Source organism: Paraburkholderia sp. CNPSo 3076, from assembly GCF_026343935.1.
Lineage (GTDB): Bacteria > Pseudomonadota > Gammaproteobacteria > Burkholderiales > Burkholderiaceae > Paraburkholderia > Paraburkholderia nodosa.
The window spans coordinates 151,589-177,149 of the sequence record NZ_JAPMAL010000011.1 but is presented as its reverse complement, the minus strand read 5'-3'; the positions used below and the strand labels follow the sequence as shown (position 1 = coordinate 177,149).

Below are 25,561 nucleotides of genomic sequence, written 5' to 3'. Positions count from 1 at the left end.
TGGATTTCGGAATCCAGTAAACTGGATTTTGCAAATTTGCGTATAAATCTTTATGCGCATCAAGTTTGTCGCAGGCGTGCGACAGACGATGCCGCCCTGTTATTCCGGTTAGTCGACACGCAAACGTTTGCGCCGCCGCGGGCGGTCAAAACCTTGATTTTCGTCAATTGAAGGCCTCCCGCCCGCTGTTAGTTTCCCGCTATCTCATAATGACATCGCCGTGCGGTTCGGGACGCAACATGCAACACCACACGCTGGACCTGGAAATCGGGCAGCTACTTTCAGGGCCGCCGCTTGCCTGCGGGCCCGACGTGCCGATTCGCGAAGCGGCGCGCATGATGAGCGAGCGGCGCTATAGCGCCATCGTGATCACCGAAATGGGTCGGCCCGTCGGCATCTGGACCGAGCACGACGCGCTTGCGCTGGGCGAAGACGCCGCCGGGCTTGCGCTGCCCATCCGCCATGCAATGAGCCATCCGGTGCGCGCGCTGCCTGCGAGCACGCGTCTGCGCGATGCCGCCCTGCGCTTCAAGCGCGAAGGCATCCGCCATTGTCTCGTGGTCGATCAGGCGGGCCGCTCGCTCGGCATCGTCACGCAAACCGACCTGGTCATGAACCAGGGGCTCGAGTGCTTTCTGCGGCTGAGGACGATCGGCTCGGTCAATGCGGCAATGCCGCTCGTGGTCGACGCGCGCATGTCCATGCACGAGGCCATGCAGCGCATGCGTGCGCGGCGTCTGAGCGCGCTCGTCGTGAGCTATCCCGAAGGCGACTTCGGCATCGTGACCGAGCGCGACGTGGTGCGCCTCGCTGCCGACGGCGCGCTCGACGGCACGGCCGGCGCGCGCGCGAGCCGGCCGCTGCGCTCGCTCGCGCATTCGCAAAGCCTTTATGCGGCACGTCAGTATCTCCTCGAGCACCGCATGCGCCACGTGGGGGTGATCGGCGAAGACGGGAGTCTCGCGGGCCTGCTCGACCTCTCGCATATCCTGCACGACATCGAAGACGGCTTCGTACGCGAGCTGCAGCTGGCGCTGCGCGAGCGCGACGACGCGCTGCTCGCCTCGCGCGCGAATCTGCGTCTCGCCGACCAGGTGGTGGAGTCGACGCTCGATGGCGTGATGATCACCGACCTCGACGGCACCATCGAACGCGTGAATCCCGCTTTTACGCGGCTCACGGGCTATACGGAGCACGAGGCGCTAGGGCGCAATGCGAGCCTGCTCAACTCGGGGCGCCAGGGCCCGGGGTTCTATAGCGCGCTCTGGCGCAACCTGCAGCAAAACGGCCACTGGAAGGGCGAAATCTGGAACCGCCGCAAGGACGGCGCGCTTTACCTGGAATACCTGACGATTTCCAGCATCTGCGACCCGAGCGGCCGCTGCACGCATTACGCCGCGATCTTCGCGGACATCACGCAGCGCCGCGAGACCGAGGAGCGCCTGAGCTACCTCGCGACGCACGACGCGCTGACCGGCCTGCCCAATCGCACGCTCTTCACCGAGCGCCTCACGCTCTCGCTCGCGCGCGCACGCCGCTCGGGCAAGCGCGTCGCGGTGATGTTCCTCGACCTCGACCGCTTCAAGCTCATCAACGACACGATGGGTCACGGCGTAGGCGACGAGGCGCTCACCGTGATCGCCACGCGCCTGCGCGACGCGGTGCGCGAGACCGACACGGCGGCGCGCCTCGGCGGCGACGAGTTCACGCTGCTGATCGAGGATATCGAAGACATTCGCCACGTCGGGCAGATCGCCCAGGGGCTGCTCGCGCGCGTGGGTGCCGCGATGCACATCGGCGAGCAGCTGCTGTTCGTCACGCCGAGCATCGGCATCAGCATGTATCCGGACGACGCGCACGATCCGCGGCAACTGCTCATGCAAGCCGACCGCGCGATGTACGAGGCCAAGGACGCGGGCAAGAACAATTTCCGCTTCTTCGCCACGCCGATGACATCTTCGGCCATGGAGCGCATCGTGCTCGAAAGCGAGCTGCACCATGCGCTCGAGGCGGGCGAGCTGGTGCTCCACTATCAGCCCGAATTCGATGTGGCGAGCGGGGCACTCGTCAATATCGAGGCGCTCGTGCGCTGGCAGCACCCGCGCCGCGGCCTCGTGCCGCCCGACCAGTTCATCCCGATTGCCGAGGAATCCTCATTGATCGTTCCGCTCGGCGCGTGGGTCTTGCGCGAGGCCTGCCGGCAGGCGCGCGAGTGGCTGGACGAGGGCTTCGATTTCGGCCGCATCAGCGTGAATCTTTCGGCGCGGCAATGTCTGCACGACGGCTTTCTGCATCAGCTCACGACCGTACTCAGCGAAACGGGCCTGCCAGCCACGCGGCTGCAGCTCGAACTCGTGGAGAGCATGGCGATGACGTCGGGCCGGGGCGGCATCGAAGCGTTGCTCCAGGAGCTCGCCGCGCGCGGCATCAGCCTCGCGATCGACGACTTCGGCACGGGCTATTCATCGTTCAAGTATCTGCAGTCCTTACCGGTCGACACGCTCAAGGTAGACCGCTCGTTCCTCGCAGACATGGCCGAGCCGGGGCCGGGAATGTCATCGCGTGTGAAGAAAAGCGCGGCGCGAGACCGCTCGATCGTGCGCGCGATCGTCGCGATGGCGCGCACGCTCGGTGTCACGGTGGTGGCCGAGGGCGTCGAGACGCCGCGGCAACTCGAGTTCCTGCGCGAGATCGGCTGCGACCGCGCACAAGGTTTCCTGCTTGCGCGTCCCGCGCCGGCCGAGTTGATGCCGCGCGCGCTCGAAGCGTGCGTGGCTGGCTGAAGACCGCCTTTTCTTTTCCCCTTTAGCCGACGTATCTGGAGAATCCCGTGAGCACCAGTGACGAGATGCTGTTGAACTCGATGACCGCGCTAGTGAGCGCGCATGGCAAGGCTATCTCGCGCTTCGGCGCGAGTGTGGTGGTGATGACGAAGTTCGTCGAAGCGGTGCTGCCGCAACTGTCCGCGACGCAGATCGAACGCACGATCCTCGCGTTTCGCGCACAACTCGGCGAAGCGATGGCCGTGGCCGACGACGTGCTGTTACCCGGCGAATACCGCGCCACACTGATCGAACAGGCGAACATGCTGCTGGCCCGGCTGGGCAGCGATGCCGTCCCCACCACGTTGAGGCCCTGAAGCGGAAATAAGGCAATGCGTAATCTGACGATTCGAAAAGGGCTGCTGCTCGTGCTTTGCACGTTTGCGGCGATGCTGGTGATGGGTGCAGCGGTAGGTCTCCTGATGATCGGCCGCGCCGACGACTCGGCGCGTTACATCCACGAAGTCGCGCGCCAGGACGCGCTCGCGCTCGCCTTGCGCGAGGACGCGGCGCTTGCGCAAACGGCGCTGGCGCGCGCTTATCAAGCCAGCAAGGAGAATGGCGCCGCCGAAGCGCAACAGCGGGCGCGGCAGGACGCACGCGATCTCTTCGAGCAGGCCTCGAAGCACAGCGCCGCGCTGCGCGAGAGCGCACCGTTCGACCTTGATGCGGCCCAGCAGCGCGATGCCTTGCTCGGCGCGTGGAACGCGCTCGCGCAGTCGCTGCAGAGCGCGGGCACGGCGCTCGAATCGGGCGACACGGCAACCTATGCCACGCTGGCCGCCGGGGATGTCGCCAATGCCAATACGCAGTTTTCTGCGAGCGTGGCCGCACTGCGCGCGAACGCCGATGCCGTCTCGCGCGCGACGCTCGACCAGTCCGGGCGCGAGCACGACTGGGTGATGGCGATGGTAGCGGTGGGTTTGCTGGGTACGCTGGCGCTCGTCGTTGCGACGCATTTGGCGCTGCGGCGCCTCGTGACGGCGCCGCTCAAAGAGGCGGTGGAAGTGCTCAACCAGATCGCCGCGAACGATCTCTCGGTCCACATCGAAGGCGGCGGGCGCAACGAAATCGGCCAGTTGCTCGGCGCAATGCGGCGCATGCAGGGCGGCCTGAGCCACACGGTGCGCAGCGTGCGATCGAGCTGCGATGCGATCAACACGGGCGCACGCGAAATCGCGGCGGGCAATCTCGACCTGTCGAGCCGCACGGAACAGCAATCTGCGTCGCTCGAGCAGACGGCGTCGAGCATGGAGCAGCTCACGTCGAGCGTGCGTCAGAACGCGCAGCATGCGAACGCCGCGAGCGCGCTCGCCACGGGGGCGGCCGATGTCGCGCAGCGCGGCGGACGCGTAGTCGAGCAGGTGATCGACACGATGGAGGAGATCAGCCGCAGCTCGGGCAAGATCGCGGACATCACGGGCATCATCGACGGCATTGCGTTTCAGACCAATATTCTCGCGCTCAACGCATCGGTCGAGGCCGCGCGCGCGGGCGAGCAGGGGCGCGGTTTCGCCGTCGTCGCGGGCGAGGTGCGCATGCTCGCGCAGCGCAGCGCCTCCGCGGCGCGCGAGATCAAGTCGCTGATCGACGCCTCGGTGCACGACGTGCGCAACGGCCGCTCGCTCGTGGGCGAGGCGGGTGCGACGATGGCCGAGATCGTCGCTTCGGTGGACAAGGTGTCGGGCCTCATGAAGGAGATCGCCTCGGCCACCGTGGAGCAGAGCGCCGGCATCGAGCAGGTCGAGACCGCGGTGAGCCAGATGGATCAGGTCACGCAGCAGAACGCGGCGCTCGTGGAACAGGCGGCGGCTGCCGCCGAGTCGCTCGAGCAGCAGGCGAGCCAGATGGCCGATGCCGTGGCGACGTTCCGCGTGAGCGAGACGGCGGACACGCCGCCGGCGCCGCCGCCCGTCACGCCGCCGGCGGTTGCGCACGAGGAAAGCGCGCTGCCTGCGGCGGCATGAGGGGCTAACGCCAGGCCTGTGTGAACTCGCCGATCACGCGGGCGAGATGCGCTTGCATCGCCGCACGCGCGGCATGGGCGTCGCGCGCCATGATGGCCGAAAAAATGCGCTGATGGTCTTCCTGCGAAGCCGCGCGCAACGCGGGCGTATGGAAGTGCTCCTCGATCTTTTTCCACAACGGGTCGGCGCGTGAGTTGTCCCACATCGCGCTCACCACCTGCCGCAGCATGTCGTTTCCAGTCGCACCCGCGATCGCCAGATGGAACTCGCGGTCGGCGGCCTCGTTCGCGGCCTTGTCATCCATGTTTTCGCGCATCGTGCGCAACGCGGCGAAGAGGCGGTCGAGATCCGAATCCTTGCGTTCGATCGCGGCGAGCGCCGCGATCCCGCTTTCGATCACTTCGCGCGCGCGCAGCGTCTCGATCGGGCCCGGCCCGCGCGGCAGTTCGAATGCGACGGCGCGCGCTTCCTGCGCGTCGGCCACATAGATGCCCGACCCCACGCGCACCTCGACCACGCCTTGCACTTCGAGCGCGATGATCGCCTCTCTGACCTGCGTGCGGCTCACGCCGAAACGCTCGGCGAGCGTGCGCTCGGAGGGCAGGCGGTTGCGAGGCGCGCCCGGCGCGCGCCCAATGTCGCCTGCCGCGATCAGTTCGTAGATCTGTTTCGCGAGGCCGACGTAGGAGCGGTCGGTTGCGTCCGCATCGGCGGCGCGACCGGTTGGCGTGTGCGAAAGATCTGCCATCCAGGATTCTCGAAAGCGTCGAAGCCGCCGGGAGGCGGCTGAAGTTCGCCAGAATGGTACACCAGTTGCCGCGCCGCCAAGCGTCGAGGCGGCTTGGGTTTCCGCCCGATTCCAGCCCGCGCGGGGTCTGCGCCGGGTCCAGTGGTAAACCACTATCGCGCGTAGATTGGTATGCCAGTACTGTCAGACGGGGAGGCGTTCACGCATGCCCGTCGTTTTGCTTCGAGGGGACGCCTTTGAAGAGGTCATTCCGCTGGTTCGGCGCGTCCGGTCCAGTCCCGCTGCAGCACATCCAGCAAGATTCCCTGCGTCACGCACACGGTGTCGGCCATTCCCGACGCGCCCGGTGTGCCGGCTATCAGTAAGCTCTATCCGACAAAAAGGAGACAACATGCTTTCAGGAATCCAGGTGCTTCGAGCGGCGGCGACCGCGGCAATGGCGCTGTGCGCAGGCGCGGCTTTCGCGCAGGCATCGATCGTTTCCGGTCCGTCCAGTGACCCTACGTGCATGGTCCCCTGGAAGACCGACACCAAATTCATCAAGTATCCGAAGAAGAGCGGGCCGTACCGCGTCGCGCTCGTGAACGGCTATATCGCGAACACCTGGCGCATCCAGATGATCAAGACGGCCAAGGCCTATACGGCGGAACCGGCCGTCGCCGCCAAGCTCAAGGAGTTCAAGGTCGTCTCGACGGGCGAGGACGTGCCCGCGCAGATCTCGGCCGTCAACAATTTCATCGACGCCGGCTACGACGCGATCATCGTCGACGCGCAGAATCCCGCCTCGTTCGGACCCGCGATCCGCCGCGCGAAGAAAGCCGGCGTCGTGCTGGTCGCGTTCGACAATACGCTCGACAGCGAAGACGCGATCAACGTGGACGTCGACCAGTACGGGCTTGGCGTGCTGTGGGCCAAGTGGCTCGCGACTCATGTGCCCAACGGCGGCAAGGTGCTGGAAGTCCGCGGCGTGGCCGGCACCTCGGTCGACACGGACCGCCACAACGGCTTCACGAAGACCCTCGACGAGACCGGCAAGAAGTGGAACGTCGTGCAGGTCTACGGCAAGTGGGATGACGCGGTCGCGCAGAAGGCCACCGCCGACGCCATCGCCGTGCAGGGCCATTTCGACGGCATTTCGGCGCAGGGCGGCGACACGGGGGTGGTGCGCGCGATGATCGATGCGAAACATCCGTTCGTGCCGTTCGGCGGCGAGACGGAGAACGGCTTTCGCAAGTTCTGCGCGCAGTACGGCGCCCAAGGTCTGAAGTGCACGTCGGCGGGCACCGGTCCCGCGCAGGTGGCCGTGGCGATCAAGACGGCGCTCGCGGCGCTCGATGGACAGACCATTCCCGTGGCGATCAAGCTGCCGCTGGACGTCACCGACGATTCGATGCTGAAGGCGGGCACCAACTATTTCCCGAACGAGTCGGACAACTTCTTCGTGGGCAACTCGTTTCCCACTTGCGGCATCAACTTCTCCGCTCAGGCAATCATGAAGCAGAGCCAGGGCAACCAGTGACCGCGTGATTGCCGCGTGACGTGACGGGAGGCGAAGCATGCAGCTGGGTGCAGAGCAGCCGTTCTTTCAGATGTCTGGAGTGTCGAAGAGCTACGGCGGCGCGGTGGCGCTGGATCACGCGGAACTCGCGGTGCGAAAGGGCCGCATTCACGCGATCCTCGGCGAGAACGGCGCGGGCAAGTCGACGCTGCTGAAGGTGATGTCCGGCGTGGTACAGCCGGACGAAGGCGTGATGCACCTCGATGGGCGTGAAGTCTCGTTCGCCTCGCCCGCCGAGGCGAACGCGGCCGGCATCGTCTGCGTGTATCAGGAGTTGTCGCTGATCCCCGACCTGAGCGTGGCCGACAACATCTTCGCGTCGAACCCGCCGCGCCGCTTCGGCATGATCGACCGCCGGGCGCAGCGCCGCCAGGCGGAGGAAGCGCTGGCCCGCGCGGGCGCGGCCGACATCAATCCACTCGCGAAAGTGCGCGACCTGCCGCTGTCGCGCCAGCAGATGGTCGAGCTGGCCAAGGGGCTCGCGCACGAACCGCGCATCCTGATTCTCGACGAGGCCACCTCGGCGCTGACCGCCGCCGACGTGGCGCGCGTGATCGAGGTGCTCAAGCGCCTGCGCGAAGAGGGGCTCGCATTGCTCTTCATTTCGCACCGGATGCACGAGGTCAAGGCGCTCGCGGACGAATGCACGGTGTATCGCAATGGCCGTCATGTGATGAGCTTCGAGGCGGGCGCGCGCTCGGATAATGAGGTCGTCGAAATGATGATCGGGCGGAAGTACCAGCATGTCTTCCCCGACAAGCCCGCAGAAAAGGTCGAGCGCCAACCCGTTCTCACCTGTCATGATCTCGCGTGGAGCGACACGCTGCGGGGCATCAGCTTTTCGCTGAAGCCCGGTGAAATTCTCGGGCTGGGCGGTCTCGACGGCCAGGGGCAGCGCGAACTGCTGCTCGCGCTGTTCGGCGTGCTGCGCGGCTGCGCGGGCAAGATCGAGATCGACGGCAAGGCGGTGACGATCGGCAGCCCCGTTGCCGCGCGCGCAAAGGGAATCGGCATGGCGCTGATACCGGAGGACCGCAAGACCGAAGGCCTGATGCTGCCGATGTCGGTGCGCGAGAACCTCTCGTTTGCCGCGCTCGATCGCATGTCGAGCGCAGGCGTGATCGATCGCAATCGCCAGCAGTCCTTCGTTAACCGAATGATCGAACTCCTCGCGATCAAGTCGCATGGCGTCGACGCGCCCGTGGGCTCGCTGTCGGGCGGCAACCAGCAGAAGGTGGTCATCGCGAAGTGGCTGATCCGCAAGCCCAGAATTTTGCTGCTCAGCGATCCGACGCGCGGCATCGACGTGGGCACCAAGCAGGAGCTTTATCAGCTGCTCAGGCGCCTGGCCGACGAAGGCGCCGCGATTCTTTTCTATTCGACCGACTATGACGAGCTGATCGGCTGCTGCGACCGCGTGCTCGTGCTGTACGAAGGCAGGATCAAGAAGGAACTCGTCGGGCCGGCGATCACCGAACAGAACCTGATCGCCAGCGCACTGGACCTGCCGGTGGGACAAATCGGACAGGTTGCGCAGGTTTCGCCTTCCACGGGAGTCGCGCCATGAGCGGGCTGCGTTACTGGTATGCGGAAAATCGCGGGACGTCGTTCGCGTTCGGCCTGTTCGTGCTGATGTTTGCGATTTACCTCGTCAACTATCCGTCGAGTTTATCGGCGAACGTGTTTCAGACCGCGGCGAACAAGGCGGTGCTGCTCGCGCTGGTGTCGATGGGGCAGGCGCTCGTCGTGCTCACGGCCGGCATCGACCTGTCTATCGGCATGATGCTCGTGCTGACGAATTGCATCGGCTCGTGGATTGTCACGGGCGACGCGCTGCACAGCGCGCTCGGCATCGTCGGCGTGCTCGCGGCGGGCGCGTTGTGCGGCGCGCTCAACGGCGTGATCATCATTTTCGGCCGTCTGCAGCCGATCGTGACGACGATTGCGACCGGCGCCGTGTTTTACGGGCTGGCGCTGCTGCTGCGCCCCGTGCCCGGCGGCACGATCAACGAGGATCTCGCCGACGCCCTGACCGGCAAGGTCGCGGGCATCGTGCCGGCGAGTCTGCTGATTCTGATCGCGACCGTGGCGATCGTCTGGATTCCTTTCAAACGCTCGGCGGTGGGCCGCGCGGCGTATGCGACGGGTTCCTCCGAACCCGCGGCCTTCCTCTCCGGCATGCCGATCCGCCGCGCGAAGTTCGCGAGCTATACGCTGGCGGGCGTGCTCGCCGCAATAGGCGGCCTGTTTCTGACCTTCTTCACCGACACCGGCGAAGCGAGCCTTGGCAGCGCGAACTCGTACACGCTCTTTTCGATTGCCGCCGTGGTGATCGGCGGCGTGTCGCTGCTCGGCGGCAAGGGCAGCGCGATCGGCGCGATCTTCGGCGCGTTCGCATTCCGCTCCATCGGCGACCTGCTGTTCGTGTTCAACGTCGACGCGCTCTGGCAGCCGCTATTCCAGGGCGTGATTCTCCTGCTTGCCGTCGCGATCGGCGCGTGCGGGTTGTTCAGCGTGCGCAACCGTCTGGAGTGGTTCCAATGAGCGGCGTTTCTGCAAGCACCCGGACCACCTTCGTGTCGAGGCTCACGCGCAGGATCGACAAGCCGATCCTGATCTCGTTCGGGTGCATCGTTGCGCTGCTGCTCGTCGGCGGGATGTATTCGCGCAACTTCACGTCGCCGGAATACATCCTGCTGCAGTTGAAGGTCGGCGCGTTTCTCGGCATCATCGCGACCGGCTTGATGATGGTGATTCTGCTCGGCCACATCGACCTCTCGTTGCCGTGGACGATCACCACAGGCGCGATGATGGCCTGCGCAGTCGCCGGGCATGGCGATCTCGGGCAGATTCTCGCGATTCCGGTCGGCATTGGCTGCGGCGTGCTGATCGGCATCGTCAACGGCATTCTCGTCGCACTCCTGCGCATTCCGTCGATGATCGCGACGCTCGCGACCAACGCGGTCGCGCAGGGCATCATGATCGTCTATACGGGCGGCTCGTCGCCGCAGGATTCCGCGCCGCACGTCATGCGCTGGCTCGCCGCGGGCTGGCTCTTGCCAGGCGTGCCGAATGCCGTGGCGCTGTGGGTCGTGATCGGGGCCGCGACGATGTTCCTGCTCTCGCGCACGACCTTCGGCCGCACGCTGTATGCGATCGGCAACACCGAGCGCGCGGCGTATCTTTCCGGCATCGACACGCGGCTCGTGACCGTGGCCGCGTTCGCCGTGTGCAGCGCCTTCGCCGCGTTCGGCGGCGTGCTGCTCGCGGGCTATGCGTCGAAGGCCGCGCAGTCGATGGGCGACGCCTACCTGCTGCCCGCGATCGCGGCGGTGGTGCTGGGCGGTACGTCCATTCTGGGCGGCCGCGGCTCGTACCTCGGCACTGTTGCCGGCGCGATCCTCATCACGCTGCTGCAGTCCATTCTCTCGGTCGCGCAGATGCCGGAGGCCGGGCGCCAGATCATCTATGGCGTGGTGATCGCTGCGATGCTGCTGCTGTACGGGCGCAGCAAGCGGGAAGTGTAGGTTGCGGGGGCGAGCCCCCGCTTCACTCAATCCATCCGATCGAACCAGACCGTCACTGCGCGATGCGATAGCGCGCCGCGGGCGTGTTGCTGGACAGTTGCGTCGACATCGCGCGGCGAGCCGTCTCGAACACGTTCCATTGCTCCACGTCGTGCAGCGAAGGAATCGTCACGGTTTCGCCGCGCTCGAAGCCGGTGAGGGCGGCGCTCACCATGTCCTGGGCGGACATCACGATCGCGCTGTCGAGATGTTCGAGCGGCAGGCCGCCCGTCTCCCAGAACTCCGTGGCCGTGGCGCCGGGCAGCACTGCCTGCACGCGGATGCCCTTGGCCGCCAGTTCGTGATGCAGCGACTGGCTGAACGCGAGCACGAAGGCCTTGGTGCCGCCATACACGCCGTTGAGGATCTCGGGAGCGATGCTCACGATGGAGGCGATGTTGATGATCGCGCCCTGGCCGCGCGCGACGAAACCCGGCACGGCCGCATACGTGAGCCGCGTGAGCGCGGTGACGTTCAGCTCGATCATACGCGTCATGTAATCGACGTCGCTCTCCACGAGCGGCGTGTGCGTGCCGATACCCGCGTTGTTCACGAGCAGCGTGAGGCTGGCGTCGTCGCGCAGGCGCGCTTCCACGGCGGCGAGATCGTCACGGTCGTTGAGATCGGCGGCGAGCACTTCCACGTCGCGCCGGGTTTCGCTCGTGATGCGCCCGGCGAGCGCGGCGAGCCGCTCGCGATTGCGCGCGACGAGCACGAGGTCGTAGCCCTGGCGCGCGAGTTCCGCGGCGTATACGGCGCCGATGCCGGAGGATGCGCCGGTGACGAGCGCGGTGCCGCGATGGGTTTGCTGGTTCATATCAAGCTCCTTTGCGTAGCGGCGCGAGTGGTTAGGTAACGTGCAAGTGGCGCTGCTGTGAGTGCATTCTGGCCGCGATTGACCGTGGCGCAAATGACGTATAAGGTCGTGATTCAGGACATCCAGCGACGGGAGTAGGACATGCACCGCATCGGCTACCTTTTGAGCGACGAATTCCAGGTCATGGCGCTCGCGACCCAAAGCGTTTTCGAATACGCGAACATGGTGGCCGGCTCGCCGTTCTACGCGATCGAGAACTATTCGGTGGAGGGTGGCGCGGTTCGTTCGTCGCTCGGCATGAGCGTGGACACGCTGCGCACACCCGCGCCCGCGCGCAGCCGCGTGGACACCTGGATCGTGGCGGGCGTGAACGACCCGCGTACCGTGGACGCCGCGCCCGCGGTGCTGGCGTTCCTGCGCCGCGCGAGCGGCCGGGCGCGGCGGGTGGCGGGCATCTGCACGGGCGGTTTCGTGCTGGCCGAGGCGGGCCTGCTCGACGGCCGCCGAGCCACCATGCACTGGTACTACGCGCGCGATCTACAGCAGCGCTTTCCTGAAGTGCGTGTGGAAGACGACCGCATCTATATCGTCGACGGGCCGGTCTGGACTTCGGCGGGCATGACGGCGGGGCTCGATCTCGCGCTCGCCATGGTCGAACGCGACCTCGGCGCGGAAGTGGCGCGCTCGGTTGCGCACAAGCTCGTCATGCATCAGCGTCGTTCGGGCGGCCAGTCGCAGCATTCCGAAATGCTCGCGCTCGCGCCGAAATCGGACCGCATTCAGAACGCGCTCGACTACGCGCGCCGCAACCTGAGTAGCGCGCTCACGGTGGAGCAGCTTGCAGACGCCGTGCACCTGAGCCCGCGCCAGTTCAGCCGCGTGTTCACGGCGGAAACGGGGCAGTCGCCCGCGCGCGCCGTGGAGGGCCTGCGCCTGGAGGCGGCGCGGCTCATGATCGAGCAGAGCACGCATCCGCTCGACGTCATCGCACGCGAGACCGGTTTTCGCGACCGGCGGCATATGCGCGAGGCGTTCGTGCGCGGCTTTGGCGTGCCGCCGCAGGCGGTGCGGCGCGAGGTGCGTGCGGGGGCGTAGGCGCAAAGGCGCTGCTACGAATCCGCTGTTGCGGTGCGTTTGGCCCTGGCCGTCACAGCGCCGAAGTGCGCGCGATATTGCTGCGGCGTGGTGCCCAGCTTGCGCCTGAAGGCCACACGCAAATGGTCGGCGTCGCGCATGCCGCATCGAAAGGCCACCGTTTTCAACGGCGCCGTGCTGTTTTCCAGCATCACGCGCGCCGCGTCGATGCGCGCGCTCTCGACGAATTCGGCGGGCGTCACGTTGGTGTCGCGCACGAAGATTCTCGCGAAGTTTCGCTTGCTCATCCTGGCTACGTCGGCGAGCACTTCCACGCCCAGATCTTCATTCAGATGCCCGAGCACGTACTGCTGCACCTGGGCAATCGGCGACGTCGCCTCCGCGTACGGCGTGAGATACGGGCTGAACTGCGACTGGCCGCCCGCGCGCTGCACGAACACCACGAGCCGTCGCGCCACGTTCAGCGCGATTTCCGGGCCGTGATCCTGAGCCAGCAGATACAGCGAAAGATCGATTCCCGCCGTCACGCCCGCCGAAGTATAGAGATTGCCGACCTGAATGAAGATCCGGTCGAATTCGACGTTCGCGGTCGGACACATCGCGGCGAGCGCGGCCGCGTCGTTCCAGTGCGTCGTCACGGTGCGCGCGTCGAGCAATCCTGCGCGCCCCAGCGTCAGCGCGCCGTTGCAGATGGAACCGAAGCGCCGGGCGCGCGCGCTGGCTTCGCGCAGCCATGCGTGCGCGGCATCGGCAAGCGGCTGCTCTACGAGCGACGGGCCGCCCGCAACGAGCAGCAAATCGAAATGGCCGCTTGCTTCGTCGAAATACCGGTCCGCGCCGATCCGCACACCGCTGGAACAGCGCACGGTATCGCGTTCCGTTGCGATCAGCTCGAGCTGGTATTGCGCCTCGGGCGGCAGCAGGCGATTGGCCTCCGAGAAAACGTCGGTGGGCCCGAACACGTCGAGTGCCTGGACGCCCGGGAAGACGAGAAGCGCAACGGTAAGCATCGTGTTGAACGAAGAACGGGGTCAGGGATTGGAGGCGCGCTGGCGTCGCGCGAGAATATGCGCGCCCGCGCTGCGCGGCAGCAGCACGCTGTCGACCACGCCCAGCGCCGCGAGCGCCGTGATGAACCAGAACGCGAGATGGAAGTCGGCGGCGCCTGCCGTCCCGGTGCCGCGCAGCGCCTCGGCAACCGAAAGCGCCAGCGCGCCCACGGCGATCCCCATGCCGGCGTTCATTTGCTGCAGCACGGAGAACAGTGTCGTCGCGTCTCGCATCTGCGCCTGGGGCACGTCGGCGAAACCAATGGTGTTCAGCGCGGTGAACTGCATCGAGCGCACGAGGCCGCTGAAAAACAGCAACGCCGCCACGACGACACGCGGCGTATCCGCCCCGAGCAGCGTGAAGCCCGCGAAGCCGAGCGCCACCAGCGTGCCGTTGCCGATCAGCACGGTGCGAAAGCCGAAGCGGTTCATGACCCACGTGGTGCCCGGCTTCATGCACAGATTGCCGGCGAACAGCCACAGCAGCAGCGCGCCCGAAGCCACGGCGCTCCACCCGAACGCCACCTGGAACATGAGCGGCAGCAGAAACGGCGCAGTGCCGATGGCCGTGCGAAACAACGAGCCGCCGAACACGGTCACGCGAAAGGTGTTGATCTTCACGGGCGCGAGATCGAACAGCGGATGCGGCACGCGCCGCAGATGCGCGACGGCCGCCGCCAATAGCGCGACGCCCGCCACGCACGTGCCGATCGACACGGGCGCGTTGACGTCGGAGCGGCTCGCCATCTCGATGCCGCTCATGACGAGCGCGAAGCCGAGGCCGCTCAGCACGAAGCCGAAGGCATCGAAGCGCCGCGGTTGCGTGTGCTCGTCACGCAGGAGCAGCAGGGCGGCCACGAGCGCGGCCACGCCGAGCGGCAGGTTGAGCAGGAAGATCCAGTGCCAGCTCCAGTGCGTGCTGATCCAGCCGCCGAGCGGCGGTCCGAGAATCGGTGCGACCAGCGCGGGCCAGGTCAGGATGGCAATGGCGCGCACGATCTCGTGCTTCGGCGTGTCGCGCAGCACGACGAGCCGGCCCACCGGCACCATCATCGCGCCGCCGAGGCCCTGCAGCACGCGCGCGGCGGTGAAGGCGAGCAGGCCCGTGCTCAGCGCGCACAGCAGCGAGGCCACGCTGAACACGGTGATGGCCGTGGCGAACACGCGCCGCGCGCCGAAGCGCTCGGCGAACCAGCCGCTCACGGGGATGAACATGGTCAGCGCGACGAGATACGCGGAGACGCCGATCGAGAGATACGCGGGCGCGGTGTGAAAGTCACGCGCGATGATGGGCAGCGACGTGGTGATGACCGTGGCGTCGAGGTTCTCCATGAAGAACGTTGCGGCCACAAGGAATGCGACGGCGGTGCGGCGATCGAGGGCGTGCGGCATCAGGCGTGTTCCAGGATTTTCCGGGCGTGATCCTTCGTCGGCCGCCGGATTCGGCGCGGAGTGTCCCTCATTCTACTGAAGTTGGTCCATCCTCCGCTGGCACGTTCCCTGCATGTTCTGGTTGGACCATGCGATATCCATCGCGAAGGGAGGTCGATACGATGAGCAACCAGTCCGACGAGTCCGAACAGCCCGAAGATGCACCGGAACCGCGCGGCACGGATCTGCCCAAGCCAATTGGGGACGCTGTGCCCGCGCCGACCGAGCCGGGTCTCGATCAGCCGTTGCCGCCCAAGACTATGCCAACCGAAGAGGCGGACGAGGGTCCAGGCGAGGCAGAGCGAGCGCCGCAGAACGATATTTCCAGGCCGCTAGGCGACGCGGTGCCCACCCCGGTCGAGCCCGGCCTCGACCAGCCTCTGCCGCCTAAAAAGCACTAGCGAAACAAGGGGCGGTTTCACTACGCCTTGAGCGCATTCCGCGACTTTGCCCCGAGTAGCGGCAAGTCGCGGATTCTCACACCGGTCGCGTCGGCAATCGCGTTTGCGAGCGCCGCGGCGGCCGGTCCCTGCGCCGCTTCGCCCACGCCGAGGAACGGCAGGCCGGGGCGATCGATCAACAATACCTCCACGCGTCTCGGCACTGACGCAAAGCGCATGATCGGGTAAGTGCTCCAGTCAAAACTCGTAATACGTTCACGGTCGAAATGCGTTTCTTCGAAGAGCGTCCAGCTCGTGGACTGCAAAATGCCGCCTTCGACCTGGTTGCGCACACCATCCGGATTCACGATCTGGCCGCAATCGATGGCAGCGACCACGCGCTCGATACGCACTTCGCCGGTATCGCGCAAGACGGTCACGTCCATGGCAATGGCAAGGTAGGCCATCAGGTTCTTGTATTGGGCAAATGCAAAGCCGGAGCCGGACACGTGCACGTCCGGGTGCGTCGCGCGCGCGGCATGCGCACGCCAGCCGAATCGATCGGCCACGGCGTGGATGACGGCTTGCGCGCGCGGATCGTCGAGGTGCTTGAGACGGAACTCGACGGGGTCCGCTTGCGCGGCACTCGCAAGCTCGTCGATAAAGCTCTCGATGGCGAACACGTTCATATGCGCGCCGAGCGAGCGCATGGCCGAAACGCGTATCGGCATATCGGGCAGGAAGTGATGCTGCACGTGCAGGCTCGGCACGCGGTAGAGCGGAATGCTGTTGCGGTCGCCACCGCCCTCCGGCATGGGAATGGGCTTGGGCGGCGCGGGCGTGAAGGGTCGCGCGAGCAGTTGCGCGGGCAACAGCCGGCCCGCGTTCTCGATGCGATTGTTATGGGTATTGCTCCATAGTTCGTATTGCCAGGCGACGATCGATCCGCCGGCGTCGAGCGATGCGCTCGCGTCCACGGTCATCGCGGGACCGAACGGCTCCCACAGATGTTCCTGCTCGCGCATGAACTGCACGCGCACCGCATGGCCGGGCAGCTCGCGGGCGATAAGCGCGGCGTCGCCGGCGGCGTCGTCCGCACCGTTATGTCCGTAGCAGCCCGAACCTTCCACGTGCACGCAGCGCACTTTCTCGCGCGGCATGCCGAGCATCCCGGCAATGCCGGCGCGCAGCGGGTAGACGCCTTGCGTATGCGTCCAGACCGTCATGACGCCGTTGTCGAGTTGCGCGAGCGCGCACGACGGCCCGATCGACCCATGTGTCAAATAAGGCTTCGAATAGCGGGCTTTCAACGTCGCCATCGTCGGGCTTGCGGGTGCGCCCTGGTCCGCCACCACGATTTCCTGTGCGGGCAGATTCAAGAGAAACGCGTGAATGCCGTCCGGATCGGGCAGCGGCGGGCCCGGCTGCCACTGCGCCGCGAGCGCGAGTTCGCGCATCGCGACGATGGCGCGCCATTCGTCGTCGGCGACCACGGCGAGGTAATCGCCGTTGCGCACGACCTTGACGACGCCAGGCAGCGCCGCCACGTGCGCGCTATCGACGGCAACGAGCCGCGCGCCATACGAAGGCGGCCTCACTACGCGCGCGTGCAGCATTCCGGCGGGCCGCAGGTCCTGGACATAGCTCGGGCCGCCCGTGACCTTGCCCGGAATATCCACGCGCGGCAGCGTGTGCCCGATCACGGCGTAGTGCGCGGGCGGCTTTTTCGCGGCGTTGGGCTGCGCGTCCTGATGCAGGTTCGCGTGCTGTACCGCTTCGCCGTAGGCCACGCGCCGTCCGTCGGCGGCGAGGATCGCGCCGTCGCGTGTGGTGAGCGCGGCGGCATCGACGCCCAACTGTGCCGCCGCGCTCGCGACGAGCAACGTGCGCACCTGGGCCGCTGCGTCGAGGATGGCCGTGCCGCTGTCCGCCATCGTGTGGCTGCCTGCCGTGTAGCCCTCGTTTGGCGTGGCGGCCGTATCGGCCGTGATCAGTTCGATCGCGTCAGGCGCGAGGTCGAGTTCTTCTGCGGCGAGTTGCAGGAGCGCCGTGCGAACGCCGGTGCCCAGCTCCACCTTGCCCGTGAACACGCTGACGTGGCCGTCGGGGCCGACCTTGATCCACGCGTCGAGCGATGGCGTGGTCTTGAGGCTGCCGGGCAGCTTCGGGGCGCTCGCATGGAAGGTGCCGGCTTCGGTGGTGGTTTGCGCGAGCGCGGCCATGCCGGGCACGATGGCGAAGCTCACCATCAGCGAGCCGCCCACGAGGAAACGGCGGCGCGCGGCATCGTCGGGGCCGCCAGGGTCGAACGCAGGGGATGAGCGGGCGCGGCTCATGACTGCACGCCCGTCGCCACTTGCCGGATCGCCGCGAGGATACGCATATGCGTGCCGCAGCGGCACAGATTCGGCTGCATATAGCGACGAATCTCGTCGTCGGTGGCGTGCGGCGTGCGTTCCAGAAGTGTTTGCGCGCGCATGATCATGCCCGCGATGCAGTAGCCGCATTGCGCGGCCTGCTGGTCGATAAAGGCCTGTTGCAGCGGCCCCGGATGATCCGCGCTGCCGAGTCCTTCGACGGTGCGCACGGGCCGCTCGCCCACCGCCACGACCGGCAGCAGGCACGAGAACACCGGTTCGCCGCCCACACTCACGGTGCACGCGCCGCATTGGCCGAGCCCGCAGCCGAACTTCGCGCCATTGAGCTGCAACTGGTTGCGTAGCACGTAGAGCAGCGGCGTGGAAGGATCGGCATCGACGGTATGGCTGACGCCATTGATGTTGAGCGTAATCATCGTGATGGGCTTTCCTTGCGAAGACGCGCCACCGCCTGAGCGTCGAGTGCGGACCACGGGCCGAGCGCGGTGAAGCGCGTGCGCGTGTAGTTGGCAAGCTCCGCGATCTGCGCGTCCGTGAAGGTGCCTGCGAACGGCGGCATGAAGGACGCAGCCTCGCTCTCGTGCCAGGCGATGCCGTCGAGCAGGATGCGCACCATGTTGCGCGGGCCTTCGGCGTTGACGGCGGTGGAGAGCGACAGTGACGGACGATGGCCGTCGATCGACATCGCCGCGCCTGCGCTGTGGCACGACGCGCAGGCCGCGGCAAAGAGGGTAGCGCCGTTGGCGGGCGCGGTCGAGACATGGACGCTGGCTGCGGCAGGCGGCGCGGCGGCGTTCGGTTTGGACTGCAGTGTCAGCAGATATGCGGCGATGGCCTCGACGTCTGCGGGAGACCCGTCGCTGAGCGAGCGGGTCACCGTGCGCATCGGGCCGGCCGCCGCGCCGTGCTCGCTGGCGTAGCCCGTACGCAGATAGTTCGTCAGTTGTGCTTGCGTCCAGGGTGTTGGGCGTGCCGTGAGGTCGGTCAGTGCGGGCGCGTCCCAGCCCTCGAGGGTGCCGCCCTGCAACGCATGGTCGCGGCGCTCGGCGCCGAGACGGTTGAGCGGCGTGTGGCACGCGCCGCAATGACCGAGGCTTTCGACGAGATAGCGGCCGCGCGCGACCTCCGATGCTTGTGCGTCCGTCGCGGTAGCGGACGCAGCAGACGTTGCGGACGCAGCAGACTCAGGCGGCAGATAGAGCTTATTCCACACGGCCATGAGTGGCCGAAACCCCAACGGAAAAATCAGCGCATTGTGCGGCGCCGGCGCGTTGACGCTCGCGCGGCTCATCAGCCACGCATAGAGCGCGGCGATATCGGCGTCGCTCATCTGCGTGAAGTGCGGATACGGAAACGCGGGATAGAGCAGATGCCCGTCGCGCGACACGCCTTGCCGCATCGCGCGCGTGAACGCGTCGAGCGACCAGTCGCCGATGCCGGTGTTCTTGTCCGGGGTGATGTTGGTCGAGTAGATCACGCCGAACGGTGTTTGCAACGGCAGGCCGCCCGCGAGCGGCTGACCGCCCGTCGCGGTATGGCACGTCATGCAGTTGCCGATGGCCGCGAGCTTCGCGCCGCGCGCGATGGCTTCGGCGTCGCCCGCCGGCGGCGAGGGCGCGGCCACCGGTGCGAGCCCTCGCTCCCAGGCACGCGCAACGTGGCCGCCATAGGCGGCAGCGAGAGCAAGAAGGACAACGGCCACGCCCGCCATCCGTACCCGCCTGCCTTTCATCGAGCCTCCAGAGCCGAGAGGGCCATCGCTCAACATGGCGATCGGCATGCGTCGTTCGATCGCGAGCAAATGACGTGCCTGATTCGTGGGTTGTTCGCTGTATTACGATGCAGGGCAGATCGATACGGAGATGACGAGATGAATGAGCTTCGGGGCCTGCAGTGTTTCGTGACACTCGCCGAGGAACTGAACTTCAGCCGCGCCGCGGAGCGTCTGCACGTCGCGCAGCCGGCCTTGAGCCAGCAGATACGGGCGCTCGAGGACCGTGTGGGCACGCAACTGATCGATCGCTCGCGCCGCCCGCTGCGCCTGACGGAAGCCGGCCAGTACCTGGCCACCGAAGCGCGGCAGATTCTCGGTTCGCTCGCCGAGGTGACGCACGGCGCGCTGGAGATCGGCGTGGGCCGGCGCGGCTGGCTCAGTGTCGGCTTCACGCGCTCGTCGATGTACAGCGTTCTGCCGCCCGCGCTCAAGGCGTTTCATCAGGCGTATCCGCAGGTCGAGCTCAAGCTGTTTGAAATGCTGACCGACGAGCAGACCGACGCGTTGCGCGACATGCGCATCCATATCGGCATTGGGCGGCAGCCGCTCGCCGTGCCCGGTTACACGACCTTGCCGCTGCTGCGCGAGCGGCTCGTGGTGTTGATGGCGTCGGATCACCCGCTCGCCAAACGAAAGAGGGTGCGCATCGACGAACTCGCCGATACGCCGTTGATCCTCTACCCGAAGCATCAGAACGCGCAGTTCAAGCGCACGGTTCAGGCGCTCTACCGCGACGCGGGCGTGACGCCTTTCGTCGCGCACCAGGCCTATGAGATCCAGACTGCCATTGCGCTCGTGGCGGCGGGGCTGGGCGTGACCGTGGTGGGCGAGTCGGTGGCGCGGCATGGCCGCGCCGACGTCGTCGCGCGCCACTTCTCCGGCCCCGGCGCGTCGCAGCGCACCGTGCTGGCCGCGACGTTCCGCAGCGACGACGCCTCGCCGCATCTGCGCGCCTTTCTCGAATGCCTGCCGCCGCCGCTCGTCAGCACACTATAAGCGCACGCTTATAGAAGCATAAGTATCGCGTCTTGGACTCGACGCCTCCCGCTTCTTATTATCGAAACTCAGGCGCCCCGTCCCGCGGGGGGCCGCCGGCAGCGGTCACCGCTGCCGGCCGATAACGATGCAGCGACGGCACCGCCCGTCGCCATGAGGCGGAGACAGCATGAGTCACTTCGACGAAGCAGCAACCATGCGAAAGGTTTACAAGCGGCTTGTGCCGCTCCTTTTCTGCATGATGTTTTTCAATTATCTGGACCGTATCAATATCGGTTTCGCCGCACTCGACATGAACTCGGACATGGGTTTCGACCCGGCCGTGTTCGGCTTTGCGGGCAGTATTTTCTTCGTCGGCTACATGCTGCTGGAAGTGCCCAGCAATCTGTTGTTGCATCGCGTGGGCGCGCGCCGCTGGATCGCACGCATTCTGCTCACGTGGGGCGCCGTTGCGGCCGCAACGGCCTTCGTGTTCAACACGTCGAGCTTCTACGTGCTGCGCTTTTTGCTCGGCGTGATGGAAGCGGGCTTTTTGCCGGGTATCGCCGTGTATCTGACCTACTGGTTTCCGGAGCGCTACCGCGCCCGCGCCGTGGGCGGGTACATCATCGCGGGGTCGTTCTCGGCCGTGCTGGGCGGCCCGCTCTCGACCACCGTCATGACTTATGCGAACGGCGTGCTCGGCATGCACGGCTGGCAGTGGATGTTCATTATCGAAGGCGTGCCTGCGATGCTGCTCGGCCTCGTCACGCTGCGCATCATGACCGAGCGCCCCGCCGACGCCGACTGGCTTTCCGCGCAAGAGAAGCAATGGCTAGAAGCTACGCTCGCCACGGAGCGCGAGGCGCTGGGCGGCCATCGTCATTTTCCGCTGCTGAAGGTGGCGAGCGACATTCGCGTTTGGAGCCTCGCGTGTCTGTTCGGCTGCGCGCTGGTCGGCATCTATGGGCTCTTCCTGTGGCTGCCGCAGATCGTGAAAAGCCTGGGTCACCTCAGCAACATCGAAGTGGGCTTCCTCTCCGCCGCGCCGCCGCTCCTGGGCGTGCTGGGCACGTACCTCGTGAGCCGCAGCTCGGACCGCACCGGCGATCGCAAGTACCACCTCGCATTCGTCTACGGCATGAGCGCACTGGCGATTGCGGGCAGCGCGTATGCGCCGAATCCGCTGCTGGCGTATGCGCTGCTTTGTGTGACGGGCCTCTTCATCTATGCGGGCAACCCGCTGTTCTGGAGCCTTGCCGCTTCGTTCAGAACCGGTGCGGCGGGCGCGGCGACGATCGCGCTCATCAATACGATCGCGCAGTTCGGCGGCGTGGTGGGGCCGTGGAGCATCGGTCTCGTGCGTCACGCCACCGGCAATTTCAAGCTCGCGTTGCTCACTATCGCCGCTTTCCTCGTGGTCGCCACGCTCATCGCCATCGTCATGCGCGTGAAGCCTGCCGGGAGCGGCACCTCGAACCGGGCGCTCGTTGGCCACGACGAAGCGACGGAAAGCTGATCCTAATCGTCCGTACACCTGATGGAATTGCTACATGATCATTGATTGCCACGGTCACTACACGACCTCGCCGCCCCAGCACGAAGCCTGGCGCGTCAAGCAGATTGCCGCGCTCAAGGACGGCACGCCGGTTCCGCCGCGCCCGCCGATCAGCGACGACGAGATTCGCGAAAGCATCGAAAATGGCCAGCGCCGCATTCAGCGCGAGCGTGGCACGGACCTGACGATCTTTTCCCCGCGCGCCGCGGGCATGGGCCACCACCTGTCGGGCGCAGCGGCAAATGCGCTGTGGTCCAGCGAATGCAACGATCTCGTGCATCGCGTGTGCGCGCTGTTCCCGCAGCATTTCGTGGGCGTTTGCCAGTTGCCTCAGGCGCCGGGCGTGACGCCGGAAAACTGCATTCCCGAGTTGCGTCGCTGCGTGGAGGAACTGGGCTTCGTGGGCTGCAATCTCAACCCGGACCCCTCGGGCGGGAACTGGTCGGGGCCGCCTGTCACGGACCGCTCGTGGTATCCGCTTTACGAGGCGATGGTGGAACTCGACGTACCCGCGATGATCCACGTTTCATCGTCATGTAATCCGAACTTTCATGCGACGGGGGCGCATTACCTCAACGGCGACACCTCGGTATTCATGCAGCTGCTGCAAGGCGACCTGTTCGCCGACTTCCCGACCTTGCGCTTCATCATTCCGCATGGCGGCGGCGCGGTTCCGTATCACTGGGGACGCTATCGCGGCCTGGCGCAGGACATGAAGCGCCCGCTCCTGAAGGACTACCTGCTCAAGAACGTGTTCTTCGATACCTGCGTTTACCACCAGCCAGGCTCCGACCTGCTCGCCAGGGTGATTCCGGTGGAGAACATTCTGTTCGCCTCGGAGACGATCGGCGCGGTGCAGGGCATCGACCCGGAAACCGGCCACTACTACGACGACACGCGCCGCTATATCGACGCGATCGAATGGCTCAGCGACGCCGATCGACAACGCATCTACGAAGGCAACGCGCGTGCGGTGTACAGCCGTCTTTCCGCGCAGATCGAACGACAAACCGCACCGGAAGGGATAGCGAAATGAACCCGATTGGCTGGCGTGAATACGAGTCTGCTCCGCAGGCCAGCGCAGCGACGCTCGCCACGTTGCGCGAACTGCAAGTGTCGCTCCTGAGCGACAACATGGCGCGCTCGAGCGGCATTCTCGGCCTGCAGCCGTTCCACAAGCCCAGGCCAATGGCGGGCACGGCCGTGACGGTGCGCACGCGTCCCGGCGACAATCTCGCCATCCATCGCGCCTTCGACTTCTGCCGGCCGGGCGACGTGCTCGTGATCGATGGCGCGGGCGAGGTGACCCAGGCCCTGATGGGCGACATCATGTCGAGCTACTCGGAAAGCCTCGGCGTGCAGGGGCTCGTGATCGACGGCGCGATCCGCGACGTCGGCGCGATTCGCCAGCGCGACTTTCCCGTGTATGCGCGCGGCGTGACGCACCGCGGACCCTACAAGAACGGGCCAGGCGAAATCAACGTGCCGGTGACCATTGGGAGGATGGTCGTCAATCCTGGCGATATCATCGTGGGCGACGAGGACGGCTTGCTCGCCATCGCGCCTGTTGATGTGGAGACCGTCATCGCGGGCGCGCGCAGGCAAGGCGAAAAGGAGGCCGCCGCATTGCAGGCGATCGCCGAAGGGCGCTTCGACCGCGCATGGGTGATGCCGCACATCGAGCGCATGAGAAGCGGCGCCTGATGAACCCAGGCGGCGTCAGGCGTTAAGATGCCCGCCGGAGCCTGTGCTCCCTCGCTCAACCGCAGATCCACTCTTGCTCCATGACCCGATACCTTGACGCTGCCGCGTTGCGCGAACTCGCCGAACACGCGGAGCAAACCGACCCGCCGCCGTGCACCTGCACGAAAACGCCGCTGGATGGCTGGCAATCGCAGCCGCTCTCGCTCGACGAGCGGCAACTGGAACAGATCGGCACGCTCGTTAGCGCGGACGAAGCCGAATCGACCTTCGCCGAACATCTGCCGGGAGGGGCCGGCTACTGGTCGGAGAATGCGCCGGTCGCGCCCCGGTACTTTCCGTATAACCGTTGCGGCGTGTGGAAATGCACGTTGTGCGGACGCCTTTACCTTCGGTATACGGAAGGCGGCGGCTATTTCGTCGACCAGCGCATCCGCGCGGTGAAAGCGCGCTTGATCGAGGACGTGCCGCTTTGAGGCTTTGATGGCCCGCACCGTCAAACCGGCGCGAGGCGCCACAGCAAACAGCCAGCGGACGTGAAGAACGTCCGCTGGCTGTTTTTTGCTTCGGCCACTTCGGCCCGACGCTTCCTTACGGTTATGATGTTTCGCACTGTTCGGGCTCCGCGAGCCCGAACACATTCCAACATCACTCAACCAGCGCATGGGTATTCGGGAACTCGCCAAAGTACTGAAGCTGTCCGTTTCGACCGTGTCGCGCGCCTTGAACGACAGCGACGAGGTGAGCGCCGAAACGCGTGAGCGCGTGCGCGCCGCCGCGCTCGAGCATGGCTATGCGCCAAGCAAGTCGGCCGCGAGCCTGCGCCGGGGGCGGCTCGACATCGTCGGGTTGATGCTGCCGGTGCGGCGCGAAGAAGAGACCTACACGCTCGGCATCTTCATGAAGCTGGCGGACGGTCTCCAGTCGGTCCTGTCGCGGCACGGCATGGACCTCGTCATGTACTCGAGCGAGTCGTGGGACGACGAGTTCGCGCGGCTGCGGCGCATTGTCGATCGCCGTCATGTGGACGGCGTGATTCTCGCGGGGACGCGGCGGCACGACGAGCGGCTCGATTACGTCGCGAGCCGCCATTTCCCGTTCGTGGCGCTGGGCCGCAGCGAGTCGGGCGGCAAGCACGCATGGGTCGATCTGGACTTCGAGGCTGCCGTCACGGAGGGTGTCGAGCGGCTCGTGGCGCAAGGGCATCGCCGTATTGCGCTCGCCATTCCCGGCGGCGACGCGATGCAGGCGCATATCTACCTGCACGCGTGGAAGAAGGCGATGAAGAAGCACGGGCTGCCCGTGCCCGAAGGGTTCGTGCAGCGCAACGAACTCTCCGAACGCGGCGGCTATCTCGCGACCGAGGCGCTGCTCAAGCTTGGCGTGCCGCCCGATGCGCTCATGTTCCAGAGCGACTGCATGGCGATCGGCGCGTACCGCAAGCTGCACGAAACCGGCCGGGCGCCTGGCCGCGATCTGGCGATTTCGGGCGGCGTGCTGGCCGGCGAAGTGTCGGAATACCTCGCGCCGCGCCTTTCCGGCTTCACGCTCGACGCCTATGGGCTGGGGCAGCGCCTCGCGCAGGCGCTGCTCGCGCAATTCCCGGATCTCGGCGACACCTACCGCGCCGCGCGCGAGCCGCTGCTGTGGCCGCTGACGCTGCGCGAGCGCGACGACGACACGGTGACGTCCGAGGCCGTCCAGCGCTAGTCCGCGGCGGCCGCCGTCGGCATTGCGGTTTC

The 25,561-nt window shown here is 66.3% G+C and carries 22 protein-coding genes; 15 read left to right on the top strand and 7 right to left on the bottom strand.

All coding sequences use genetic code 11. The features are described 5' to 3' along the window. Positions 1 to 239 precede the first annotated feature (239 nt). The 3 genes from M3A49_RS14980 to M3A49_RS14970 are packed head-to-tail and all read left to right on the top strand — an operon-like array spanning position 240 to position 4,789. The gene (locus tag M3A49_RS14980; protein ID WP_266229322.1) at positions 240 to 2,783 is read left to right on the top strand and encodes an EAL domain-containing protein; all 2,544 of its coding nucleotides are present in this window, start codon (positions 240 to 242) and stop codon (positions 2,781 to 2,783) included. Positions 2,784 to 2,830: 47 nt separating this feature from the next. Continuing rightward, the gene (locus M3A49_RS14975) at positions 2,831 to 3,139 is read left to right on the top strand and encodes a hypothetical protein (RefSeq protein ID WP_266229321.1); all 309 of its coding nucleotides are present in this window, start codon (positions 2,831 to 2,833) and stop codon (positions 3,137 to 3,139) included. A 15-nt stretch (positions 3,140 to 3,154) separates the two neighbouring features. Continuing rightward, complete coding sequence (locus tag M3A49_RS14970; protein ID WP_266229320.1) at positions 3,155 to 4,789, top strand: methyl-accepting chemotaxis protein; 1,635 nt, start codon at positions 3,155 to 3,157, stop codon at positions 4,787 to 4,789. A gap of 4 nt (positions 4,790 to 4,793) precedes the next feature. Here the strand turns inward: M3A49_RS14970 and M3A49_RS14965 are convergent, their stop codons facing one another. After that, positions 4,794 to 5,537, bottom strand: coding sequence for a FadR/GntR family transcriptional regulator (locus M3A49_RS14965; protein WP_266229319.1), 744 nt, complete (start codon positions 5,535 to 5,537; stop codon positions 4,794 to 4,796). A 391-nt stretch (positions 5,538 to 5,928) separates the two neighbouring features. Between M3A49_RS14965 and M3A49_RS14960 the strand changes: the two genes are divergently transcribed. From M3A49_RS14960 to M3A49_RS14945, 4 genes are read left to right on the top strand one after another with little or no spacing between them, the layout of a single operon-like run. Then, positions 5,929 to 7,056: a sugar ABC transporter substrate-binding protein gene (locus M3A49_RS14960; RefSeq protein ID WP_069265916.1), complete on the top strand. Its 1,128-nt coding sequence runs from the start codon at positions 5,929 to 5,931 to the stop codon at positions 7,054 to 7,056. Between the two features lie 37 nt (positions 7,057 to 7,093). Further along, on the top strand, positions 7,094 to 8,662 hold the full coding sequence (locus tag M3A49_RS14955; RefSeq protein WP_266229318.1) for a sugar ABC transporter ATP-binding protein: 1,569 nt from the start codon (positions 7,094 to 7,096) through the stop codon (positions 8,660 to 8,662). Then, the gene (locus tag M3A49_RS14950) at positions 8,659 to 9,639 is read left to right on the top strand and encodes an ABC transporter permease (protein ID WP_266229317.1); all 981 of its coding nucleotides are present in this window, start codon (positions 8,659 to 8,661) and stop codon (positions 9,637 to 9,639) included. The genes M3A49_RS14955 and M3A49_RS14950 overlap by 4 nt, the downstream gene beginning before the upstream one ends. Further along, positions 9,636 to 10,622: an ABC transporter permease gene (locus M3A49_RS14945; protein ID WP_254353772.1), complete on the top strand. Its 987-nt coding sequence runs from the start codon at positions 9,636 to 9,638 to the stop codon at positions 10,620 to 10,622. The genes M3A49_RS14950 and M3A49_RS14945 overlap by 4 nt, the downstream gene beginning before the upstream one ends. A gap of 52 nt (positions 10,623 to 10,674) precedes the next feature. Here M3A49_RS14945 and M3A49_RS14940 read toward each other — a convergent pair whose 3' ends face one another. Next, positions 10,675 to 11,478, bottom strand: a complete 804-nt coding sequence (locus M3A49_RS14940) for an SDR family NAD(P)-dependent oxidoreductase (protein ID WP_266229316.1) — start codon at positions 11,476 to 11,478, stop codon at positions 10,675 to 10,677. Positions 11,479 to 11,619: 141 nt separating this feature from the next. Between M3A49_RS14940 and M3A49_RS14935 the strand changes: the two genes are divergently transcribed. Beyond that, positions 11,620 to 12,573, top strand: a complete 954-nt coding sequence (locus M3A49_RS14935; RefSeq protein WP_266229315.1) for a GlxA family transcriptional regulator — start codon at positions 11,620 to 11,622, stop codon at positions 12,571 to 12,573. Between the two features lie 14 nt (positions 12,574 to 12,587). Here the strand turns inward: M3A49_RS14935 and M3A49_RS14930 are convergent, their stop codons facing one another. Both M3A49_RS14930 and M3A49_RS14925 read right to left on the bottom strand, forming a co-directional pair. Continuing rightward, positions 12,588 to 13,583 carry a GlxA family transcriptional regulator gene (locus tag M3A49_RS14930; RefSeq protein ID WP_266229314.1) on the bottom strand — a complete coding sequence of 332 codons (996 nt, stop codon included), beginning with the start codon at positions 13,581 to 13,583 and terminating at the stop codon, positions 12,588 to 12,590. A gap of 21 nt (positions 13,584 to 13,604) precedes the next feature. After that, positions 13,605 to 15,014: an MFS transporter gene (locus M3A49_RS14925; RefSeq protein ID WP_266229313.1), complete on the bottom strand. Its 1,410-nt coding sequence runs from the start codon at positions 15,012 to 15,014 to the stop codon at positions 13,605 to 13,607. Positions 15,015 to 15,175: 161 nt separating this feature from the next. On the opposite strand from M3A49_RS14925, the gene M3A49_RS14920 reads away from it, so the two are divergent. Continuing rightward, positions 15,176 to 15,454: a hypothetical protein gene (locus M3A49_RS14920; RefSeq protein WP_266229312.1), complete on the top strand. Its 279-nt coding sequence runs from the start codon at positions 15,176 to 15,178 to the stop codon at positions 15,452 to 15,454. Positions 15,455 to 15,474: 20 nt separating this feature from the next. On the opposite strand, the gene M3A49_RS14915 is transcribed toward M3A49_RS14920, so the two are convergent. The 3 genes from M3A49_RS14915 to M3A49_RS14905 are packed head-to-tail and all read right to left on the bottom strand — an operon-like array spanning position 15,475 to position 19,543. Then, positions 15,475 to 17,769 carry a xanthine dehydrogenase family protein molybdopterin-binding subunit gene (locus M3A49_RS14915; protein ID WP_266229311.1) on the bottom strand — a complete coding sequence of 765 codons (2,295 nt, stop codon included), beginning with the start codon at positions 17,767 to 17,769 and terminating at the stop codon, positions 15,475 to 15,477. Beyond that, positions 17,766 to 18,227: a (2Fe-2S)-binding protein gene (locus M3A49_RS14910; RefSeq protein ID WP_254353779.1), complete on the bottom strand. Its 462-nt coding sequence runs from the start codon at positions 18,225 to 18,227 to the stop codon at positions 17,766 to 17,768. The genes M3A49_RS14915 and M3A49_RS14910 overlap by 4 nt, the downstream gene beginning before the upstream one ends. Continuing rightward, on the bottom strand, positions 18,224 to 19,543 hold the full coding sequence (locus tag M3A49_RS14905) for a cytochrome c (protein ID WP_266229310.1): 1,320 nt from the start codon (positions 19,541 to 19,543) through the stop codon (positions 18,224 to 18,226). The genes M3A49_RS14910 and M3A49_RS14905 overlap by 4 nt, the downstream gene beginning before the upstream one ends. Positions 19,544 to 19,681: 138 nt before the next feature. Between M3A49_RS14905 and M3A49_RS14900 the strand changes: the two genes are divergently transcribed. The 6 genes from M3A49_RS14900 to M3A49_RS14875 all read left to right on the top strand — a co-directional run bounded on the left by M3A49_RS14900 (position 19,682) and on the right by M3A49_RS14875 (position 25,529). Next, positions 19,682 to 20,581: a LysR family transcriptional regulator gene (locus tag M3A49_RS14900; RefSeq protein ID WP_266229309.1), complete on the top strand. Its 900-nt coding sequence runs from the start codon at positions 19,682 to 19,684 to the stop codon at positions 20,579 to 20,581. 169 nt (positions 20,582 to 20,750) lie between these two features. After that, the gene (locus M3A49_RS14895) at positions 20,751 to 22,079 is read left to right on the top strand and encodes an MFS transporter (protein WP_266229308.1); all 1,329 of its coding nucleotides are present in this window, start codon (positions 20,751 to 20,753) and stop codon (positions 22,077 to 22,079) included. 34 nt (positions 22,080 to 22,113) lie between these two features. Continuing rightward, a complete protein-coding gene (locus M3A49_RS14890; protein WP_266229307.1) occupies positions 22,114 to 23,154 on the top strand; it encodes an amidohydrolase family protein in 1,041 nt (346 codons plus the stop codon). Then, complete coding sequence (locus M3A49_RS14885; protein WP_266229306.1) at positions 23,151 to 23,822, top strand: RraA family protein; 672 nt, start codon at positions 23,151 to 23,153, stop codon at positions 23,820 to 23,822. The genes M3A49_RS14890 and M3A49_RS14885 overlap by 4 nt, the downstream gene beginning before the upstream one ends. 80 nt (positions 23,823 to 23,902) lie before the next feature. Next, entirely contained in the window at positions 23,903 to 24,295 is a 393-nt protein-coding gene (locus tag M3A49_RS14880; protein ID WP_266229305.1) for a hypothetical protein, read from the top strand. Between the two features lie 187 nt (positions 24,296 to 24,482). Continuing rightward, the gene (locus M3A49_RS14875) at positions 24,483 to 25,529 is read left to right on the top strand and encodes a substrate-binding domain-containing protein (RefSeq protein WP_266229304.1); all 1,047 of its coding nucleotides are present in this window, start codon (positions 24,483 to 24,485) and stop codon (positions 25,527 to 25,529) included. Positions 25,530 to 25,561 lie beyond the last annotated feature (32 nt).

Bases quoted from the DNA above. Each gene is read 5' to 3' on its own strand.
- M3A49_RS14980 (WP_266229322.1), top strand. From the start codon at position 240: ATGCAACACCACACGCTGGACCTGGAAATCGGGCAGCTACTTTCAGGG.
- M3A49_RS14970 (WP_266229320.1), top strand. From the start codon at position 3,155: ATGCGTAATCTGACGATTCGAAAAGGGCTGCTGCTCGTGCTTTGCACG.
- M3A49_RS14965 (WP_266229319.1), bottom strand. From the start codon at position 5,537: ATGGCAGATCTTTCGCACACGCCAACCGGTCGCGCCGCCGATGCGGAC.
- M3A49_RS14960 (WP_069265916.1), top strand. From the start codon at position 5,929: ATGCTTTCAGGAATCCAGGTGCTTCGAGCGGCGGCGACCGCGGCAATG.
- M3A49_RS14955 (WP_266229318.1), top strand. From the start codon at position 7,094: ATGCAGCTGGGTGCAGAGCAGCCGTTCTTTCAGATGTCTGGAGTGTCG.
- M3A49_RS14950 (WP_266229317.1), top strand. From the start codon at position 8,659: ATGAGCGGGCTGCGTTACTGGTATGCGGAAAATCGCGGGACGTCGTTC.
- M3A49_RS14945 (WP_254353772.1), top strand. From the start codon at position 9,636: ATGAGCGGCGTTTCTGCAAGCACCCGGACCACCTTCGTGTCGAGGCTC.
- M3A49_RS14940 (WP_266229316.1), bottom strand. From the start codon at position 11,478: ATGAACCAGCAAACCCATCGCGGCACCGCGCTCGTCACCGGCGCATCC.
- M3A49_RS14935 (WP_266229315.1), top strand. From the start codon at position 11,620: ATGCACCGCATCGGCTACCTTTTGAGCGACGAATTCCAGGTCATGGCG.
- M3A49_RS14930 (WP_266229314.1), bottom strand. From the start codon at position 13,583: ATGCTTACCGTTGCGCTTCTCGTCTTCCCGGGCGTCCAGGCACTCGAC.
- M3A49_RS14925 (WP_266229313.1), bottom strand. From the start codon at position 15,014: ATGCCGCACGCCCTCGATCGCCGCACCGCCGTCGCATTCCTTGTGGCC.
- M3A49_RS14920 (WP_266229312.1), top strand. From the start codon at position 15,176: ATGAGCAACCAGTCCGACGAGTCCGAACAGCCCGAAGATGCACCGGAA.
- M3A49_RS14915 (WP_266229311.1), bottom strand. From the start codon at position 17,769: ATGAGCCGCGCCCGCTCATCCCCTGCGTTCGACCCTGGCGGCCCCGAC.
- M3A49_RS14910 (WP_254353779.1), bottom strand. From the start codon at position 18,227: ATGATTACGCTCAACATCAATGGCGTCAGCCATACCGTCGATGCCGAT.
- M3A49_RS14905 (WP_266229310.1), bottom strand. From the start codon at position 19,543: ATGAAAGGCAGGCGGGTACGGATGGCGGGCGTGGCCGTTGTCCTTCTT.
- M3A49_RS14900 (WP_266229309.1), top strand. From the start codon at position 19,682: ATGAATGAGCTTCGGGGCCTGCAGTGTTTCGTGACACTCGCCGAGGAA.
- M3A49_RS14895 (WP_266229308.1), top strand. From the start codon at position 20,751: ATGAGTCACTTCGACGAAGCAGCAACCATGCGAAAGGTTTACAAGCGG.
- M3A49_RS14890 (WP_266229307.1), top strand. From the start codon at position 22,114: ATGATCATTGATTGCCACGGTCACTACACGACCTCGCCGCCCCAGCAC.
- M3A49_RS14885 (WP_266229306.1), top strand. From the start codon at position 23,151: ATGAACCCGATTGGCTGGCGTGAATACGAGTCTGCTCCGCAGGCCAGC.
- M3A49_RS14880 (WP_266229305.1), top strand. From the start codon at position 23,903: ATGACCCGATACCTTGACGCTGCCGCGTTGCGCGAACTCGCCGAACAC.
- M3A49_RS14875 (WP_266229304.1), top strand. From the start codon at position 24,483: ATGGGTATTCGGGAACTCGCCAAAGTACTGAAGCTGTCCGTTTCGACC.